15 protein-coding genes are annotated in these 18,386 nt (G+C 71.8%); 9 read left to right on the top strand and 6 right to left on the bottom strand.

Annotation, left to right across the window (positions count from 1 at the left end; all coding sequences use genetic code 11):
- Positions 1-147: 147 nt before the first annotated feature.
- The gene (ggt, locus tag QT196_RS32580) at positions 148-1,980 is read right to left on the bottom strand and encodes a gamma-glutamyltransferase (protein ID WP_168482293.1); all 1,833 of its coding nucleotides are present in this window, start codon (positions 1,978-1,980) and stop codon (positions 148-150) included.
- 229 nt (positions 1,981-2,209) lie between these two features.
- Between ggt and QT196_RS32575 the strand changes: the two genes are divergently transcribed.
- Complete coding sequence (locus QT196_RS32575) at positions 2,210-2,953, top strand: hypothetical protein (RefSeq protein WP_266732136.1); 744 nt, start codon at positions 2,210-2,212, stop codon at positions 2,951-2,953.
- Positions 2,954-3,014: 61 nt separating this feature from the next.
- On the opposite strand, the gene QT196_RS32570 is transcribed toward QT196_RS32575, so the two are convergent.
- Both QT196_RS32570 and QT196_RS32565 read right to left on the bottom strand, forming a co-directional pair.
- On the bottom strand, positions 3,015-4,919 hold the full coding sequence (locus QT196_RS32570) for an APC family permease (RefSeq protein WP_266732976.1): 1,905 nt from the start codon (positions 4,917-4,919) through the stop codon (positions 3,015-3,017).
- A 407-nt stretch (positions 4,920-5,326) separates the two neighbouring features.
- Positions 5,327-6,064: an SDR family oxidoreductase gene (locus QT196_RS32565; protein ID WP_168482291.1), complete on the bottom strand. Its 738-nt coding sequence runs from the start codon at positions 6,062-6,064 to the stop codon at positions 5,327-5,329.
- Between the two features lie 219 nt (positions 6,065-6,283).
- On the opposite strand from QT196_RS32565, the gene QT196_RS32560 reads away from it, so the two are divergent.
- The 5 genes from QT196_RS32560 (at position 6,284) to QT196_RS32540 (ending at position 12,118) form a co-directional block, all read left to right on the top strand.
- Positions 6,284-6,919, top strand: coding sequence for a class I SAM-dependent methyltransferase (locus QT196_RS32560; protein WP_168482290.1), 636 nt, complete (start codon positions 6,284-6,286; stop codon positions 6,917-6,919).
- A gap of 126 nt (positions 6,920-7,045) precedes the next feature.
- Entirely contained in the window at positions 7,046-9,364 is a 2,319-nt protein-coding gene (locus QT196_RS32555; RefSeq protein ID WP_168482289.1) for an MMPL family transporter, read from the top strand.
- Between the two features lie 77 nt (positions 9,365-9,441).
- Entirely contained in the window at positions 9,442-10,413 is a 972-nt protein-coding gene (gene ligD / locus QT196_RS32550; RefSeq protein WP_168482288.1) for a non-homologous end-joining DNA ligase, read from the top strand.
- Positions 10,414-10,547: 134 nt separating this feature from the next.
- Positions 10,548-11,693 (top strand): glutathione S-transferase C-terminal domain-containing protein, encoded by a 1,146-nt coding sequence (locus tag QT196_RS32545; RefSeq protein WP_290356223.1) that lies wholly within the window; start codon positions 10,548-10,550, stop codon positions 11,691-11,693.
- Between the two features lie 125 nt (positions 11,694-11,818).
- Positions 11,819-12,118: a hypothetical protein gene (locus tag QT196_RS32540; RefSeq protein WP_168482286.1), complete on the top strand. Its 300-nt coding sequence runs from the start codon at positions 11,819-11,821 to the stop codon at positions 12,116-12,118.
- 34 nt (positions 12,119-12,152) lie between these two features.
- Here the strand turns inward: QT196_RS32540 and QT196_RS32535 are convergent, their stop codons facing one another.
- Complete coding sequence (locus QT196_RS32535; protein ID WP_290356222.1) at positions 12,153-13,481, bottom strand: PLP-dependent aminotransferase family protein; 1,329 nt, start codon at positions 13,479-13,481, stop codon at positions 12,153-12,155.
- Between the two features lie 121 nt (positions 13,482-13,602).
- Here QT196_RS32535 and QT196_RS32530 point away from each other — a divergent pair, with 121 nt between their 5' ends.
- The 3 genes from QT196_RS32530 (at position 13,603) to QT196_RS32520 (ending at position 16,855) form a co-directional block, all read left to right on the top strand.
- On the top strand, positions 13,603-14,415 hold the full coding sequence (locus QT196_RS32530; RefSeq protein ID WP_290356220.1) for an alpha/beta fold hydrolase: 813 nt from the start codon (positions 13,603-13,605) through the stop codon (positions 14,413-14,415).
- 232 nt (positions 14,416-14,647) lie between these two features.
- Positions 14,648-16,252, top strand: coding sequence for a CocE/NonD family hydrolase (locus QT196_RS32525; RefSeq protein WP_290356219.1), 1,605 nt, complete (start codon positions 14,648-14,650; stop codon positions 16,250-16,252).
- 147 nt (positions 16,253-16,399) lie between these two features.
- Entirely contained in the window at positions 16,400-16,855 is a 456-nt protein-coding gene (locus QT196_RS32520; RefSeq protein ID WP_266732127.1) for a pyridoxamine 5'-phosphate oxidase family protein, read from the top strand.
- Between the two features lie 21 nt (positions 16,856-16,876).
- Here the strand turns inward: QT196_RS32520 and QT196_RS32515 are convergent, their stop codons facing one another.
- Both QT196_RS32515 and QT196_RS32510 read right to left on the bottom strand, forming a co-directional pair.
- Positions 16,877-17,740, bottom strand: a complete 864-nt coding sequence (locus tag QT196_RS32515; protein ID WP_168482282.1) for an amino acid ABC transporter permease — start codon at positions 17,738-17,740, stop codon at positions 16,877-16,879.
- Positions 17,737-18,381 (bottom strand): amino acid ABC transporter permease, encoded by a 645-nt coding sequence (locus QT196_RS32510; protein WP_290356218.1) that lies wholly within the window; start codon positions 18,379-18,381, stop codon positions 17,737-17,739. Before QT196_RS32510 ends, QT196_RS32515 begins: the two co-directional genes overlap by 4 nt.
- Positions 18,382-18,386: the final 5 nt, after the last annotated feature.

The raw sequence follows: 18,386 nt of genomic DNA, 5'->3' as shown, positions 1-18,386 counted from the left end.
CATTCGAACGAACGGTCCCAGGAGGCTAATCGCCTCCGCCGTGGCCATCAACGACGCCGCGCGGGGCGGTACATCGACGACACACGGACGGCACACAGCCGTCCGTCCGTGTCGGCGGTGTGACACCCGACTCCCGTGCCGCGGGCGTTACGAGCGGTGCACGACCCGCGCCGAGCCGCCGCCGCGCCGTACCTTTTCGGCCGCCGCCAGCCAGCGGCCGTCCGGCAGCCGCTGGACGCCGGTCGCCGCGCCGATCTCCGGGTTCTCCTTGAAGGCATGGCCGAGCGCTTCGAGTTGCCGGCGGACCGGGCTGTTCCACAGACCGGGTTCGAGGTCGGTCAGGGCCGCGTTGCGCTGGCTGGCCCGCGGCGCGGCGATGGCGTCGACCAGCGGCATTCCGCGGTCGAGGTGGTTGACCAGGGTCTGGAGCACGGTGGTGATGATGGTCGCGCCGCCGGGCGAGCCGAGCGCGACCACCGGACGGCCGTGCCGCAGCACGATCGTCGGCGACATCGACGAGCGCGGCCGCTTGCCGGGGCCGGGCAGATTCGGGTCATGGACGGACGGGCTGGCCGGCGCGAAGGAGAAGTCGGTCAGCTCGTTGTTGAGCAGGAAGCCGCGGTGCGGCACGACGATGCCGCTGCCGCCGGTCTGTTCGATGGTCAGGGTGTAGGCGACGACGTTGCCCCACTTGTCGGCGACGGTCAGATGGGTGGTGTTCTCCCCCTCGTACGTCGTCGGCGCGGCCCGGCCGGCAGCGGCGCAGCGCGCGGGGTGGCGCGGGTCGCCGGGCGCGAGTGGGCTGGTCAGCGCCTTGTCGTCGTGGATGAGGCAGGCGCGGGCGTCGGCGAACCGCTGGGAGGTCAGGCCCTTGGTCGGGACGTCCTCCTGTGCCGGGTCGCCGACCCAGCGGCCGCGGTCGGCGAAGGCGATCCGGGCCGCCTCGATGTAGCGGTGCAGGAACTGCTTCTCGCTCAGCCGGGAGAGATCGCTCTTCTCCAGGATGTTCAGCGCCTCGGCGACGCTGGTGCCGCCGGAGGAGGACGGCGCCATGCCGTAGACGTCCAGGCCGCGGTAGCCGGTGCGGGTCGGCGCCTGGCTCAGCACCCGGTAGGCGCGCAGATCGCCCGCGGTCAGATCGCCGGGCCGTACTGTGCGCGGGGAGCCGGCGCGCACCGGCGGTGTGCGGACCGTGCGGACGATGTCCCGGGCCAGCGCACCGTCGTAGAGCGCGCCGACGCCCCGGTTCGCCAACTCGCCGTACGTACGGGCCAGATCGGGGTTCTTCAGCGTCGAGCCGACCACCGGGAGCTTGCCGCCGGGCAGGTAGAGGCGGGCGGTCGCCGGGAAGTCGCGGAAGCGGGCCTCGTTGTCGGCGGTCTGCTGACGGAACGTCTCGTCGACCGTGAAGCCGCCCGCGGCCAGCCGCTGGGCGGGCCGCAGTACCTGGCGCAGGGACCGGCTGCCCCACTTGCGCAGGGCCGTGTCCCAGGTGGCGGCGGTGCCCGGGGTGCCGACGCTCAGCCCGCTGGTGACGGCGTCCTCGAACGCGAGGGGCTTGCCGTTCTCCAGGAAGAGATCCTTGCCGGCGGAGCGCGGGGCGGTCTCCCGGCCGTCGAGGGTGCGTACGGTCCGGGTCCGGGCGTCATAGGAGACGAAGTAGCCGCCGCCTCCGATGCCCGCGGAGTAGGGCTCGGTGACGCCGAGCGCGGCGGCGGTGGCGACGGCCGCGTCGACGGCGTTGCCGCCCTTCCTGAGGACCGCGATACCGGCGGCCGAGGCGTCCGGGTCGACGCTGGAGACGGCCCCGCCGTGGCCGACGGCGACCGGAGTCTTCTCCGGTGTGGCGGTGCGGGCGCCGTCCCGGTCGGCGGCGGGCCGCGCGGACGCGGTGGTTCCGGCGGCGGCCGGGACCGCCACCAGGGAGCCGGCCAGCGCGGCGGCCGCTCCCAGGACGGTGAGGCGTCGGGCTCTGGTCATACCGGGGTTTCCTCCCAGAGGTGGGCGGGGGGCGGCAGGGGCCCGGAGCCTACTCGCGGCAACAGCCCGCCGACAGAGGGCATTTCGGGCACGGAGGCCTTCGCAGGGGCGGGGATCAGCCACACCTTTCCGTACGGATCAGGTATGCCCGTACGGACCGGGACAAGCCGTCCCAGCCCCCCGCCCCGCCCTCGAACACCCACCCGGAATGCCGCTACGCTCCCCGGCCATGGACGACACCCTGCTGCTCCTGACCGTGACGGCCGCGGCCCTGATCGTGGGCCTGGCGGCGGGCTGGGCCGTGCAATCCGCGGTGACCCGCCGGAAGCTCACCCGCGAGCAAGGCTTCTTCGGGCTGCCGGACGGTTCGGAGTGTGTGCTGGTCACCCACCGGGACAGTTCCTCGGCCCACTGGAGCATCCCGCGCCATGACGCGCTGGCGCTGCTGGGGCTGGCCGGGGTCATCGAGAGCTGCGGGGCGCATCCCGAGGTCGCCCCGCACGACACCGGCCTCCAGGGCTTCGGGGCGCGTACCGAGTTCTGTATCGGTGACCCGACCGCGCACCGCCGGCTGGCGGCCCACCTGGCCAATCTGCTGCCGGGGGTCGCGGTGCACCCCGGTGACGAGGCCGGGATGGACCGCGCCACCTTCACGATCGGCGGCTCGGCGTACCGGATGGAGCCCGGCGCGGTCGAGTATGTGCTGCTGGCCCGGCTGACCGCCGGTGAGGGCGACCGCCCGGTGTTCCTGGCGGCCGGCCAGCGTCCGGTCACCCACCGGGCCGCGGTCCGCCACCTGGTCCGCAACCGGGCCAAGCTGACCCGTAAGCACGGCGCCGACGGCCAGTTCTGTCTGCTGCTGAAGGTGGTCAATTCGCAGGCGTACGGACCCGATGTCGTCGAGCTGGTCGCGGATGTCACCAAGGCCGCGCTCACGGCGCCGGAACCGAAGGGGCACCGGGCGGCGGCCTGAGCCCGCGAGGATCACGGTCCGGGCCGCGCGCCCTCGCCCGGCCCGTGCGGCACCGGACCTGCTACGTCTCCCCCGGCTCCTGGCCGGTCGGGAGCCGATAGGGCACATTGGCCACCGTCACACCCGGCGTGAACAGCAGCCGGGCCTTCAGCCGCAGGGCGCTCTGGTTGTGCAGCGGCTGCTCCCACCAGTGGCCGACGAGGTATTCCGGGATCACGACCGTGACGGCACCGCCCGGATACCGCGCACAGACCTCCAGGACAGCGTCGATCACCGGCCGGGTGAAGTCCCGGTAGGGCGAGCTGAGCACCTGGAGCGGTACGTCGATGTCATGGGCGTCCCACTGCTCGCGCAGCTCCCGCACATCGGCGGGGTCCACGGCGACGGTCAGCGCCGCCAGCGAGGTGGGACGCATCGCGCGGGCATAGCCGAGGGCCTTGAGGGTGGGCGCGTGCAGCGAGCTGACCAGCACCCGCACATGGTTCCCGGCCGGCTCCCAGGGCCGGTCGCCGGGTGCGACCGCCAACTCCCGTTCAAGGCGCCGGTAGTGCTGGTGGATACCGCGCATCCCCAGGAACAGCAGCGGCATGGCGATCACCACGATCCAGGCGCCGTGCAGGAATTTGGTGATCAGGACGATGACCAGGACCACCCCGGTGAGCACCGCGCCGACCGCGTTGATCGCCTGGGAGCGCCGGTGCCGGGCCCGCTCCCGTGACGGCAGCCCGGGTTCGGCGAGGACGGTCCGCCAGTGCCGGACCATGCCCGTCTGGGAGAGCGTGAAGGAGACGAAGACGCCGATGATGTAGAGCTGGATGAGACGGGTGAGCTCCGCGTCGAACAGGATGATCAGCCCGATGGCGGCCAGCGCGAGCAGGATGATGCCGTTGGAGAAGACCAGCCGGTCCCCGCGGTTGTGCAGCTGACGGGGCACGAACCCGTCCTCGGCGAGGATCGACGCCAGCATCGGGAAGCCGTTGAAGGCGGTGTTGGCGGCGAGGATCAGCACCCCGGCGGTGAAGGCCTGGAGCAGGTAGAAGAGCGTGTCGAGGTCGCCGAAGGTGGCGCGGGCGATCTGGGCGAGCGCGGTGGAGGTCGGGGTGTCCGGCGGCAGCCCGAGTTCGGTGGGCTGCACCGCGACATGCACGTCATAGAGCATCGCCAGGATCGTGATCCCGCCGAACATGGTCACCGAGAAGAACCCCATGACCAGCAGCGTGTTGGCGGCATTGCGACTCTTCGGCCGGCGGAAGGCGGGCACCCCGTTGCTGATCGCCTCGACCCCGGTCAGCGCGGTGCAGCCGGACGCGAAGGCACGCATCCCCAGCAGCACCAGCGCCAGGCCCGTGTAGGGCGAGACGGCGTGCAGCGGCAGGTCAGCGGACTCGGCACGGATGCTCGCACCGGTGGCCATCCGTACGGCCGCGACCGCGAACATCAGGTAGATGAAGAAGACGAAGCCGTAGGTGGGCACGGCGAAGACCCGGCCCGATTCCCGTACGCCGCGCAGATTCATCAGGGCCAGCAGGGCCACGAAACCGACGGACAGCGCCACGTCGTGGCCGCCGAGGGACGGAATCGCGGAGGTGATCGCGGCTACGCCGGACACCACGGACACCGCGACGGTCAGCACATAGTCCACCACCAGCGCGCTGGCCGCGGTGAGCGCCGCGTTCCGCCCGAGGTTCTGCGCGCTGACGCGGTAGGCCCCGCCGCCGCCTGGATACGCGTAACAGGTCTGCCGGTAGGACGCCACGACCACGACCAGTACGAGCACGATGGCCGCCGCGGCGTACCAGGTCAGATGGAGCAGGGCGACCCCGCCGAGGCCGACGACCAGCAGGATTTCCTCGGTGGCATAGGCGACCGAGGACAGCGGGTCGCTACAGAAGATCGGGAGCGCCAGGCGCTTCGGCAGCAGCGTCTCACCGAGCCGCGCACTGTCCAGCGGACGGCCCACCATCATCCGCTTCGGCCTGAGGAAGGGGCTCACAGTCGGACAAACTAGGGGCCGCCCGGCGGCGGGAGAGGGAGGCTCGCGGGTCCGCGGCGCAGCGCGCCCGGTGCCCCCGGCGGCGTCCGCCGGCCGGCGGGTGCGGGCCGGTGGGTCCGGCCACGGGTGAGACCGGTCACCCGATGCGCCGGAAGCCGATTCGATCGTTTATCGTTCAATTGGAAGCGCGTGCCGTCGCGACGGCGCCGCAGGGCCCGCCGCCGGGAAAGCCGGCCACCGCCGCACGGCAGCAGGCCGGGAGGCCGCCCCCGTCGGCGCCCGCGCCCCCAAAGACCGCCCCGGCCGAATTCCCCCGTTCGGCCGGGGCTTCCCCTTTACCGGGGCAGGCCTCTCAGCGTCGGCTTCCGGGCCCGGACCTCTCAGCGCAGATGCGACGCCCCGTTGACGTCCAGCACCGTGCCGGAGGACCAGAGCGCCTCGGGCGAGGCGAGATAGTGGACGGCGGACGCCACATCCCCGGGCGCGGCGACCCGGCCGAACGGGCTCTGCTGCCGCACGTCCGCCGTGAGGCGGTCCGCGACCCGCTCGGTTTCCACGAATCCCGGGGCGACGGAGGCCACGCCGATGCCGTACGGCGCCAGGTGCACCGCCAGCGACTGCCCCATCGCGTGCAGCGCCGCCTTGGCCGCGCCGTACGCCGGGTGATCCGGCTCGCCGCGGAACGCGCCGCGCGAGCCGATATTGATGATCCGCCCCGCTGCCTCCCGCTCGATCATGTTCCGCGCCGCGCAGTAGCTGACATGCGCGGCGCCCAGCAGATTCACGTCCACGACCTGCCGCCAGGCACTCTGCCAGTCCTCGAACGAGGTGCGGTCCAGGGGGTGGGCCACATTCGCGGCGGCGTTGTTGACCAGCACATCGACGCCGCCCAGCCCGTCCACCGCCGCGTCCACCAGCGCCGCCGCCCCCTCGGGCGTACTCACATCCCCCTGCACCAGCACATGCCCGCTCCCGGCCAGCCCCTCGTACGCCTCCTCCGCGGCGGCCCGCCGCGACGCGTAATGCAGCGCGACCCGGTCCCCGTGCGCGGCGAAGACCTCGGCCACCGCCCGCCCGATCCCCCGCGACGCCCCGGTCACCAGCACCGCCCGGCTCATCGGCCCTCACCCGCCGCGACACCCGTACGACGGCAACAGCCGGAACACCCAAGGGACATACGGGGCTCCACAAGCGCCCTGAACTGGTTCATCAACAGATCGGTCCTCACGTCGCATCGGCCACAAACGGTCGAAGGAAATCGTAAGGAGCCGGGGAAGCGCTGGGGTGGGGGGATGGTTCCGAAGCGGGCTGCGAGGGGCTGCCCCTACAGTCGGCAGATGCCCTTCGACCACAACGACCGTTACCACCGTCTGCTGTTACGGCAGTTGCCGCGGGACTGCCGTACCGCCCTCGACGTCGGGTGCGGGACCGGCCGGTTCGCGCGGCGACTGGCCGGGCGGGGGATCGAGGTCCATGCCGTCGACCGGTCGGCCGATGTCCTCGCGCGGGCCCGGGCCGCCGGGGAGGCCGCGGGCGGGGGCGGCCTGCCCCGTTACGAGCACGCGGATCTCACCCGGCTGAAACTGCCCGACCGGCACTACGGGTTCATCTCCTGCCTGGCGAGCCTGCATCACATGCCCTTCGACACGGTCACCGCACTGCGGCAGGCGCTGGCGCCGGGCGGCGTGCTGGTCATCCTGGGCTGCTATGCGGAGAGGTCGGCGGCCGACTGGTGGTGGGGTCTGGCCGCGTCGCCCGTGAACGCGGTGGTCCGGCTCGCCGTCGCGGCCTCGGAACGGCTCCGCCCGGCCGGTACCGCTCCCCTGAAGGCGCCCATCGCAGCGCCCGACATGCCGCTGCCCCGTATCCGCCGGGAGGCCGCCGCGCTGCTTCCCGGGTGCCGGATCCGGCGGCTGCTCTTCTGGCGCTATCTGCTGGTGTTCCGCAACGAGGCGCCGCCCGCGGGTGCTTGACGCCGGGGGACGCACCCGTTCGGCCGACACCCGTATTCCCCGGTGGGCATGCCGCGGCGGCGGAACCGGCGTTGACTGCTGCATGTCCGTATGTGCCAGCAGCGCCGGCCCGCATCGGGAGCACCTATGTCGTTTCCGAGGAAACCGAGCGGGGCGGCCGCGCCCGGTGCGTCCGGCGGCAAGGGGGCGCTGCGCCGGATCGGCGAGTGGTGTGCCCGGCACTGCGTCATCGTTCTCGTGCTGTGGCTGGTCGCCCTGGCCGGGCTCCAGCTTCTCCAGCGGACGTACGGCGGGGAGTACTCCGACGATTTCGCGCTGCCCGGTGTCCAGTCGACGCAGGGGCGCGAGGTGCTCCAGAAGCACGAGCCGAAGGCCGGGGGCTACAGCAGCCAGGTGGTGCTGCACGACGCGGCCAAACCGCTGACGGACTTCCGCGACGACATCAACAGCGCCGTCACCGCGCTCGGCAAGCTGCCGGACGTACTGTCCGCGCAGAACCCGCTGCCGCCGCCCGGCGCCCCGCCCGCCAAGCCGCCGCCAGGGACGCCGAACGTCGGCCCGCTCTCCACCGACGGCCGGACCGCGTACATCACCATGCGGTTCAGCGTGCAGCCGTCCACGCTGAAGCCGGACTATCTGAACGGGGTCGACTCGGCCGTGCGGCCGCTGCGGCAGGCGGGCGTGGAGGTGGAGTACGGCGGGCCGCTGGGCGAACTGGCCCGGCCGGAGCCCGACGACCGGACCAGCGAGGCGATCGGCTTCGGGGTGGCGATCCTGGTGCTGCTGGTCGGCTTCGGGAGTGTCCTGGCGGCCGGGGTGCCGCTGCTGACCGCGCTGATCGGCGCGCTGTGCGGGCTGGCCTGTCTGGGGCTGATCGCCGCCGTCTTCGTCTTCGCCACCGTCTCCCCCACCCTGGCCACGATGATCGGCCTCGGTGTCGGTATCGACTACGCGCTCTTTCTGCTCACCCGGCACCGGCAGAACCTGATGGACGGTGCGGACCCGGTCACCGGCGCGGGCCGGGCCGTGGCCACCAGCGGCCGGGCGGTGCTGGTGTCCGGCTGCACGGTCATCATCGCGCTGATGGGGCTGTGGGTCTCGGGCGTCTCCTTCATCGGCAAGCTGGGGGTGGCGGCGGCCATCACCGTGGTCTCGGCGGTGCTCGGCGCGCTGACCCTCGTCCCGGCGCTGCTCGGGCTGATCGGCCGCCGTATCGACCGGCTGCGGGTCCGCCGCCCGATCGCCGAGACGGACGCCGGACCGGGCGAGGAGGCACAGGGCACCTGGCACCGGTACGCGCAGCGGGTGGAGCGCCGCCCCTGGTGGTATCTGGCGGGCGGGGTGCTCATCGTGGTCGTGCTGGCCATTCCGGTCTTCTCGATCCAGCTGGGGCACATCGGCGACGGCGCGGACCCGAAGTCGTTCACCGACCGGCGCGCCTTCGACCTGATGTCCTCGGCGTTCGGCCCCGGCTCCAACGGGCCGCTGACCCTCGTCATCGACGAGACCGCGGTCCCGCAGGCGGACCGCGCGATGCTGGCGACGCAGGCCGGGAAGGTGCTCACGGATGTCCCGGGCGCGGCCTTCATCACGCCGCTGAAGGCCACCCCGGACGGCGCGGTGCTGACCGGGACCGCCTACTCCACCCAGGCCCCGCAGAACGCGGACACCACGGATCTGGTCAACCGCCTCAAGCACGACCTGCTGCCGGCGGCCGTGAAGGGGACCGACGCGCACGGCTATGTGACGGGCACGACCGCCGGCCAGGTGGACTTCCTGGACATCGTCGCCAGCCGGCTTCCGCTGATCATCGCCGTGGTCGTCGCGCTCGCCTTCCTCATCATCCTGGCCGTCTTCCGTGGCGTGCTGATCGCGGTGAAGGCGGCGGTGCTCAACGTGCTGTCGATCGCCGCCTCGTACGGGGTGGTGGTGGCGGTCTTCCAGTGGGGCTGGGGCGGGCCGGCGCTCGGGGTCTCGGGCACGGTGCCGATCGAGAGCTACGTCCCGATGATGATGTTCGCGATCGTCTTCGGGCTGAGCATGGACTACGAGATCTTCCTGCTGTCACGGGTGCATGAGGCGTGGCTGCGCACCGGAGACGCGAAGGCGAGCGTGGCGCATGCGCTGGAGATCACCGCCCGGGTGATCACCTGCGCCGCGCTGATCATGGTGAGCGTGTTCGCCGCGTTCATCATCAGCGACAACATCGTGGTGAAGATGCTGGGCCTCGGGCTGGCGGTGAGCGTTCTGATCGACGCCACCGTGGTCCGGCTGCTGCTGGTCCCCGCGGTGATGACGCTGCTGGGCCCGGCCGCCTGGTGGACGCCCCGGTGGCTGGACCGGATCATGCCGCATGTCCAAACGGAGGGCGAGGAGCAGCTTCCCGCGCAGGGACCGCCGCGCGGGGACGCCCCGCGGACCGGGACCCGGCCGGGCGGCGGCTGACCACCCCGGCGGGACCGCCCGAAGCCCCGGCGGCCTGCCGATCTGCGAACGCCCCCGTCTCGCCCGATCATCGAACCATGGCCCCGTCCGCCGAGCGTGGCTCGGCCTCGTACCCCGTGATCCGGCCGATGCTGGCCACGGTCGGCCCGCTGCCTGCCGGGCACGAGGAGGCGGCCTGGGCGTTCGAGGCCAAATGGGACGGGGCGCGCTGCATCATCAACACCTCCGGTGACGGCACCGTCCGGCTGGTCACCCGGGCGGGCAACGAGGCCACCGGCACCTACCCGGAGCTGGCGCCGCTGGGTGAGCAGCTGCGGGGCCGGGCCGCGGTGCTCGACGGTGAGGTGGTGGTGCTGGACGCGCGCGGCCGGCCGGACTTCGGGCTGCTGCAGCGCCGGATGGGCGTGGTGAACCCGCGCCGCACGGCCCGGCTGGCCATGGAGCACCCCGTCCACCTCGTCCTCTTCGATCTGATGTATCTGGGCGGCTCGCTGCTCGGCTCGCCGTATTACGAGCGCCGGTCCCTGCTGGCCGGGCTGGGGCTCCGCGGCCCGAACTGGTCGGCGCCCGGGTATGTGGAGGGCCATGCGCAGCAGGTGTGGGAGGCCTCGTTGCAGGCCGGTCTGGAAGGGGTGGTGGCGAAGCGGCTGAGCTCGGCGTATCTGCCGGGTGTGCGGTCACCCGAGTGGCGCAAGACGAAACATCTGCTGACCCTCGACGTGATCATCGGGGGCTGGACGGAAGGCCATGGCGGGCTGGCCGGACTGCCCGGTTCCGTGCTGGCGGGCGTGGCGGAACCCGCGGGCCTGCGCTACGTCGGCTCGGTGGGCTCGGGGCTGTCCGACCGGGAGCGCCATGAGCTGGCGCGGTATCTGGGGGTGATCCCGCTGGACCGGTCGCCGTTCCTCAATGCGGTGGACGTGCAGGGGGCGCACTGGGCCGAGCCCCGGCTCGTCGCCGAGATCACGCTCACCGGCTGGACCTCGGCCGGCCGGCTGCGGCACCCGATCTGGCACCGGCTGCGGCCCGACCTCACCCACCTCGGCTGAGCGGGGCCGCCGGTGAGCCGGGCCGCGGCGAGAAGCCGGGTGCGCCGGGCGGCTGACGCGGGGGGATACCCGCCCCCGTCCGGGAAGGCTCGCCCTGAGCACCCGGAGCAAACCGCAGACGGAAGGAGTCGGTGATGCCTCACCCCGACGCCGGCAACAACGGCGGCCCCACGGAGGGCGCCTCGGGCGCCACCACCGAGGGCAACGTCGCGTACGGCAGGAAGCCCTTCAAGCGCTCCAAGAGCCACTTCGCGGACCGCATCACGGCGGACGGCCGCGACGGCTGGCCGGTCGAGGCGGGCCGCTACCGGCTGGTGGCCAGCCGCGCCTGCCCCTGGGCGAGCCGCGCCGTCATCTCCCGGCGGCTGCTCGGCCTGGAGGACGCGATCTCGCTCGCCATCACCGACCCGCTCCAGGACGACCGCAGCTGGCGCTTCACCCTGGACCCGGGCGGCCGCGACCCGGTCCTCGGCATCCGCTTCCTCCGCGAGGCCTATGACGCCCGCGAGAAGGACTACCCCGGCGGGGTCAGCGTCCCCGCCGTCATCGACGTCCCCAGCGGGCAGCTCGTCACCAACGACTTCCAGCGGATCACCCTGGACTTCGCGACGGAGTGGACGGCGCTGCACCGGCCCGGCGCTCCCGATCTGTATCCGGAGCCGCTGCGCGAGGAGATCGACATCGTCATGGCGGGCGTCTACCGGGACGTCAACAACGGGGTGTACCGGGCGGGTTTCGCCACCGGGCAGAGCGAGTACGACGCCGCGTTCCGCGATCTGTTCCGGCGCCTGGACCTGCTGTCCGAGCGCCTCCTCGACCGCCGCTACCTCGTCGGCGACACCCTCACCGAGGCCGACATCCGGCTGTTCACCACGCTGGTCCGCTTCGACGCCGTCTACCACGGGCACTTCAAGTGCAACCGGTTCAAGCTGGCCGAGGACCCGGTGCTGTGGGCCTACGCCAAGGACCTCTTCCAGACGCCCGGCTTCGGCGACACCGTCGACTTCCATCACATCAAGCACCACTACTACCGGGTACACACCGGCATCAACCCGACCGGCGTCGTCCCGGCCGGGCCGGACCTCTCCGGCTGGCTGACGCCGCACCACCGCGAGGAGTTGGGCGGCCGCCCGTTCGGCGACGGCACCCCGCCGGGCCCGGTGCCGCCGGCCGAGGAGGTGCCGCCCAGCGGACGCCCCGAGCACCTGCTGACCGGCGGCTCCGGACCTGCGCCCCGGCCACCGGAATCCGGCCCCGGCGCCCGGGCCGTGAGATCCTGAGAACACAGGGACAGACACCCGCCAGCGGTGCACCGGGGCCTCCCGCGGACGCGCCGAGCACCCGGACTCCCGGTTCGCCGCCGCGCGCCACCCGCCCCACGCCCTCCATGCGAGGAGTGAGCCCGATGAGGATGGTCCTGACGGCCCGGATACCGACCGAGACCGGCAACGAAGTCATCCAGAACGGCAGTCTGCCGAAGATCATGGAAACCGCCATCGCCGCCCTCCAGCCGGAGGCGGCCTACTTCACCCTCGACGGCGGTGAGCGCACCGCCTACTTCTACTTCGACATGAAGGAGTCGTCGCAGATGCCGACGCTCCTGGAAGCGTTCTTCATGGACCTGCACGCGAAGGTCTCGCTCCAGCCGGTGATGAACACGGCGGAACTGCGCACCGGTCTCGGACATCTGATGAGCGGCACCTGATTCGCGGCGCCTGAGCCGCCCGGCCCGGCACCCCTCACTCCGCCCCGGTGTCCTCCGGTGCCCCCTGCGCCAGCCCGGCCAGGACGCCGAGCGCCTCGGCCAGGACGTCGACGGGCGGCGAGGCGAGCGCCAGACGTACGGCGTTGGGCACGTGGCCCGAGCCGATGGCGAAGGCTCCGGACGGGGTGACGGCGATCCCGCGGCGCGCGGCGGCCGCGACGAAGGTGTCGGCCCGCCACGGCTCCGGCAGCTCCCACCAGCAGTGATACGCCTGCGGATCGGCCCGGACCCGGAAGCCGGCGAGCCGTTCGGCGGCGATCCGCTGCCGTGCCGCGGCATCGCCGCGCTTCTCCTCCTCGGCGGCCGCCGCGGTGCCGTCCGCCATCCAGCGGGTGCCCGCGTCGAGCGCGAAGCGGGAGGCGGTCCAAGTGCCCGTGCGCAGGGCCGTCGCGAAGTCCTGTGCGGTGCCTTCGGGCACGGTGAGGAAGCCCAGGGTGAGTCCGGGCGCGAGGCGTTTGGACAGACTGTCGATGACCACGGTGCGCTCCGGCGCGAGGGCGGCGAGCGGGGGCAGGTCGTTGCGGAGGAATCCGTAGATCGCGTCCTCGATGGCGTGCAGGTCCAACTCCCGCAGTAGTGCGGCGACTTCCGCGCGCCGGTGGGCCGGCATGGTGAGGCCCAGCGGGTTGTGGAGGGCGGGCTGGAGGTAGACGGCGCGCAGCGGAGGGGCGGCGCGCAGCGCCTCGGGGGTCAGGCCGTGCTCGTCCATGGCGAGGGGCACGAGGGTGATGCCGAGGCGGGCCGCGACGCCCTTCACCACGGGGTAGGTGAGCGATTCGACGCCGAGCCGCTCCCCGGCCGGGACCAGTGCGGCGATCGCCGCGGCCACCGCTTGCCGGCCGTTGCCCGCGAAGAGCAGCTGCCGGGGATCGGGGGCCCAGTCACCACGGGCGAGATGCGCGGCCGCGGCCTGCCGGGCCGCGGCCGTGCCGACGGCCCCCACCGGGCGGAGCGCGGCGGCCATCGCCTCGGGACGCAGCAGCGGGCCCAGGCTCTTGGCGAGCAGCGCGGGATGGCCGGGCAGCACCGGGAAATTCAGCTCCAGGTCGACCCGGGCCTCCCCCGGCTCGGCGAGCGCGGGGTCCACCGCGGGCGCGGCACTGCGGACGAAGGTACCCCGGCCGACCTCTCCGACCGTCAGCCCGCGTCGACTCAATTCCCCGTAGACCCGGGCCGCGGTCGAGCTCGCGATCCGCCGGTCCCGGGCGAACCGGCGCAGCGGCGGCAGCCGGTCTCCCGGGCGGAGGCGGCCGGCGGTGATAGCGGCCGCGAGGTCATCGGCGATCGCGCGATAGTCGTCCATCGGTCACTCCCACGAGGCACTGCCCACAACATTGCACCGAGTACATTTTTTATATTGCACCGAGAGATTGCCCTCTCTAGCATCGAATCGTCAAGCCGCAACAGAGGGGATGGACGGTCCAATGGGTTCGGTCATGTGCGAAGAGATCACCGTGGGATACGAGGACGAGGGCAGCGGTGCACCGCTGGTGCTCGTACACGGCCACCCCTTCGACCGTTCGATGTGGCGCCCGCAGACGGAGCACTTCAGCCGGGCCGGATGGCGGGTGATCGCGCCGGACCTCCGCGGCTACGGGGAGAGCACGACCGTCCCCGGCAAGACCCCGCTGGAGACCTTCGCCCGCGACCTCCTCGCCCTGCTCGACCGGCTCGGGATCGAGTACTTCGTCCTCGGCGGCCTGTCCATGGGCGGCCAGATCGTCATGGAGTGCTACCGGCTCTTCCCGGAGCGGATACGGGGCCTGGTGCTCGCCGACACCTTCGCCGCCGCGGAGACCGAGGAGGGCAAGGCCGCGCGCCACGCCATGGCGGAACGGCTGATCCGCGAGGGCATGTCCGGCTACGCACAGGAGGTGCTGGCCAACATGGTGTCCTGGCACACCCTCACCCACCGGCCGGACGCCGCCGCCCACGTCCTGGCGATGATGAAGGCCACCGCACCCGAGGGCGCGGCCGCCGCCCTGCGCGGCCGCGCCGAACGCCCCGACTACCGGGAACTCCTGACGCGGGTCTCCGTACCGGCGCTGGTGGTGGTCGGCACCGAGGACACCTATACGCCCGTGAGCGACGCCCGCGACCTGCACGCACGGATCCCGGACGCCACCCTGGCGGTCATCGAGCAGACGGCCCATCTGCCGAACCTGGAGCAGCCGGACGCGTTCAACGCCGTACTGGCACAGTTCCTCGACTCCCTGCCGCAATCGGCCGCCGAGTAGCGGAGTTCTCACCACCGGGGCCGCAATCCGCCGGGCGGTGGGCTCCGGGGTACACCCCCTACCGCACACCCCGACTCCCCCTGGACGCACCGGCGTTACTCAGCCGTAACCTACCGATGGGTTACCAGAGGTAAGGAGCGGACCTTACTCTCCAGTCACATTCGGGCGTGCCGTGCGCCCCACCTGTCCCCGGACAGCGCACGGCCGCCCGCATCGAGATCTGGAGCAGAAGATGACGCCCTCCCGTATGACGCCGCGCGTCGCGATCGGCACCGTCTCCGCGGCCGTCCTCGCCGCCACGGTTCTTACCGGCGCACCGGCCACCGCCGCGGCGGCCACCCCGGAATCCGCCCCCACGACGGCGACTTCGGGCGGCTCGGCCTCCCTCCGGTTCGTCGACATCGAGGGCGACGGCGGTATCACCCTCAAGGCGAACGTCTTCACCCCGGCCGGCGCCGACGGCACCCGGCGCCACCCCCTCATCGTGCTGCCGACGAGCTGGTCGATGCCGCAGGTCGAGTATCTGGCGCAGGCCAGGAAGCTGGCCGAAGCGGGCTATGTGGTCGTCGGCTACAACTCCCGCGGGTTCTGGCAGTCCGGCGGGGAGATCGAGACGGCCGGCCCGAAGGACGTCGCGGATGCCTCGAAAGTCATCGACTGGGCGCTGGCCCACACCCCGGCCGATCCGCAGAAGGTCGGCATGGCCGGGGTCTCGTACGGCGCCGGGATCAGCCTGCTGGCGTCGGCGTTCGACAAGCGGATCAAGGCAGTTGCCGCGCTCAGCGGCTGGGGCGACCTCATCGACTCGATCTACAGCGGCCGGACCCAGCACAAGCAGGCGGTGGCGATGCTCGGCGGCACCGGCGCCCTCACCGGACGCCCCAGCCCCGAACTCCGCACGATCCTCAAGAACTTCCTCTCCGGCGATCTCAGCAAGGAAAAGGAAATGATCGAGTGGGGGCGGAAGCGCTCCCCCAGCACCTACCTCGACAAGATCAACCACAATGGCGCCGCGATCATGCTGGGCAACGCCTGGGGCGACTCCCTCTTCCCGCCCAATGAGTACGCCGACTTCTACGAGAAGCTGAAGGGCCCCAAGCGGCTGGAGTTCCGCCCGGGTGACCACGCCACGGCCGAGGGGCTCGGACTGTTCGGGCTGCCCAACGACACCTGGACCAACACCAAGCGGTGGTTCGACCACTACCTCCAGGGCGCGGACAACGGCATCGACCACGAGTCACCGGTCCTGCTCAAGTCCCGTTCCACCGGCGCGTACGAGGGCTACAAGAGCTGGCGGGACGTACCGTCCGCACACCGGAAGATCGAGCTGACCGGCGGCCAGCGGATCCACACCAACTGGGACTCCGGCGCCAACGGCGGGCTGATCTTCCTCTCCAGCATGATGGACCAGTTCTTCCGGCTGCCGCCGATGGCCTCGATCCCGCTGCTGCCCCGCCCCCTCGCCGCCGTCTGGCAGTCCGAGCGCTACGACACCGGACAGCGCGTCCGGGGCACCACCCGGCTGCACACCACCCTGACCAGCACCGCCGAGAGCGGCACCGCCATCGCCTACCTCTACGACGTGGGCCCGCTCGGCCTCGGCAGACTGGTCACCCATGCGCCGTACACCTTCCATGGCAAGACCCCCAACCAGCCCTTCGGCGTGGACCTGGAGCTGTTCTCCACGGCCTACGACGTACCGGCCGGCCACCGTCTCGCCGTGGTCGTCGACACCGTCGACCCGCTGTACATCGAGCACAACCCGTCCGGCGCCCGGCTGGAGTTCTCCTCCCCGGCGGATGATCCGTCGTATGTGTCGGTGCCGGTGCGCGACTAGGAACCCGGCGACGGCGGGGCGCCCACAGCGGCGCACCGCCCGGCCCGGATGCCGGGCGGACGAGGTCCGTTCACGCCGGTCGTACGACCTGGGACGTACCGCTCAGGCCCGAGGCGGCCACGGCGCCTGATCGCTAGCCTCCGATGCGTGACGGATTACCCACCGGCGCGCGACGCCGGTCAGCGGAAGCGGGATGCGCTCAGGCGGCTGGAGACGGACGAGGACGCGTGGGTGTCGTCGGCGTCCGGCGAGGGCCCGCCCCGCCTCGTGCCGCTGTCCTTCGTCTGGCATGACGAGCAGCTGTGGATGGCGACCAAGGCCAAGAATCCGACGGTCCGCAATCTCCGGGCGCAGGGGGCGTGCTGGGTCGCCCTGGGCCCCACCCGCGATGTGGTGCTCATCGAGAGCACGGCGGAGGTGATCGCCTCGGACGGTCTGCCGGACGGCGCCGGGGAGGCGTTCGCCGAGAAGCTGGGCTGGGATCCACGGGGCCGCGATACCTGGGTGTTTCTTGCGTTCCGGCCGCGCCGGATGCTGGTCTGGCGCGAGGTGAACGAGCTGGCGGGGCGGGAGTTGATGCGGGACGGGGTCTGGCGGGTGTGAGGGGCCGGCCGCCCCTGGACCTCAGCCCGTCGGTCGATGGCCCCCCGGCAGCAAGGTGCCCGGTTCCGGTGGGGCCACCTCGACCGCCTCGACCTTGGGGTTGCGCCGCTGGCGTTTGGAGACCCAGTTGGCCAGCCAGGACAGCAGCATGCACATCCCGATGTAGATCGGCGAGATGATCATGACGACGGGGATGAACGGCAGGTCGTAGTCGAGGTTGGACGCGATGAGCTTGCCGGCGTGCAGGAACTCCTCGTAGGTGATGAGGAAGCCGAGCGAGGTGTCCTTCAGGGCGACCACCAGCTGGCTGATGATCGCCGGGAGCATCGCCCGGACCGCCTGCGGCACCAGGACATGCGTCATGACCTGGGTTTTGCGCATGCCCAGGGCGTAGGCGGCCTCCCGCTGGCCGCGGTCGACGGAGTTGACGCCGGTACGGAAGACCTCGGCGAGCACCGAGCCGTTGTAGAGGGTCAGTCCGGCGACCAGGGCGGGCAGCGGCTCCACCTTCAGTGCGACATAGATGAAGAAGATCATGACCAGGACGGGCATCGCCCGGAAGAACTCCACCAGCAGGGTGCTCACCCAGCGGGCGATCCGGTGCTCGGAGAGCCGGCCGGTCGCGAGCACCGCGCCGAGCGCCACCGAAAAGACCGCCGCGAAGCCGAAGGCCTTGAGGGTGTTGCCCAGGCCCCGGAGCAGCAGATCCTGAATTCCCGTGTACGTGAAGGGAGTCCACTTCGCCGCGACGAACTGGCCGGTGGCGAAGAGGAGGTAGATGATCCAGGCGATCAGCGCGAGGATCACCAGCGTCCCGCCGAGACCGTAGAGCCGGTGCCGCTGCCGGGTCCGCGGGCCGGGGACGTCGTAGAGAGCGGTGGTCATCGGGCGACTCCGAAGCGCTTCTCCAGCACGTTGAAGATCGCGCTGATGGTCAGGGTCACGAGCAGATAGCCGACGGCGATCCAGACGAAGGTCCAGATGATGCTGTAGCCCATCTCGTTGAGCGGCTTGTAGACCCCGAGCAGCTCGACGACGCTGAAGGCGCCGGCGATCGCGGAGTTCTTGGCGAGCGCGATCAGCGTGGAGCCGATGGGCGGGATGACGGACCGGAAGGCCTGCGGCAGCACGATGTCACCGAGGGTCTGCGGAAACGTCATACCCAGGCTGCGGGCCGCCTCGCCCTGCCCCACCGGCACGGTGTTGATGCCGGAGCGCACCGCCTCACAGATGAAGGCGGAGGTGTAGCAGCCCAGCGCGAGGATGGCGAACAGCTTGAAGGGCAGCACCAGGCCGAACCGCGGCAGCCCCAGCACCACGGCGAAGAACAGCAGCGTCAGCGGCGTGTTGCGCAGCACCGCCACCCATGCCGTGCCGAAGGCCCGCAGCGAACCGACCGGTGCGACCCGGAACGCGGCCATCAGGAAGCCGAGGGCGAGGGCGAGCAGGGAGGCGTAGACGGTGAGTTCGACGGTGCCCAGCAGGCCCTCCCCATAGAGGGAGAGGTTGTCCAGGAGAACGTTCATCGGTC

This window comes from Streptomyces sp. P9-2B-2 (assembly GCF_030406865.1).
In the GTDB taxonomy this organism is placed as follows: domain Bacteria; phylum Actinomycetota; class Actinomycetes; order Streptomycetales; family Streptomycetaceae; genus Streptomyces; species Streptomyces platensis.
Note: the sequence above shows the minus strand (reverse complement) of the source record. Positions and strands in the feature narration are given on the sequence as shown.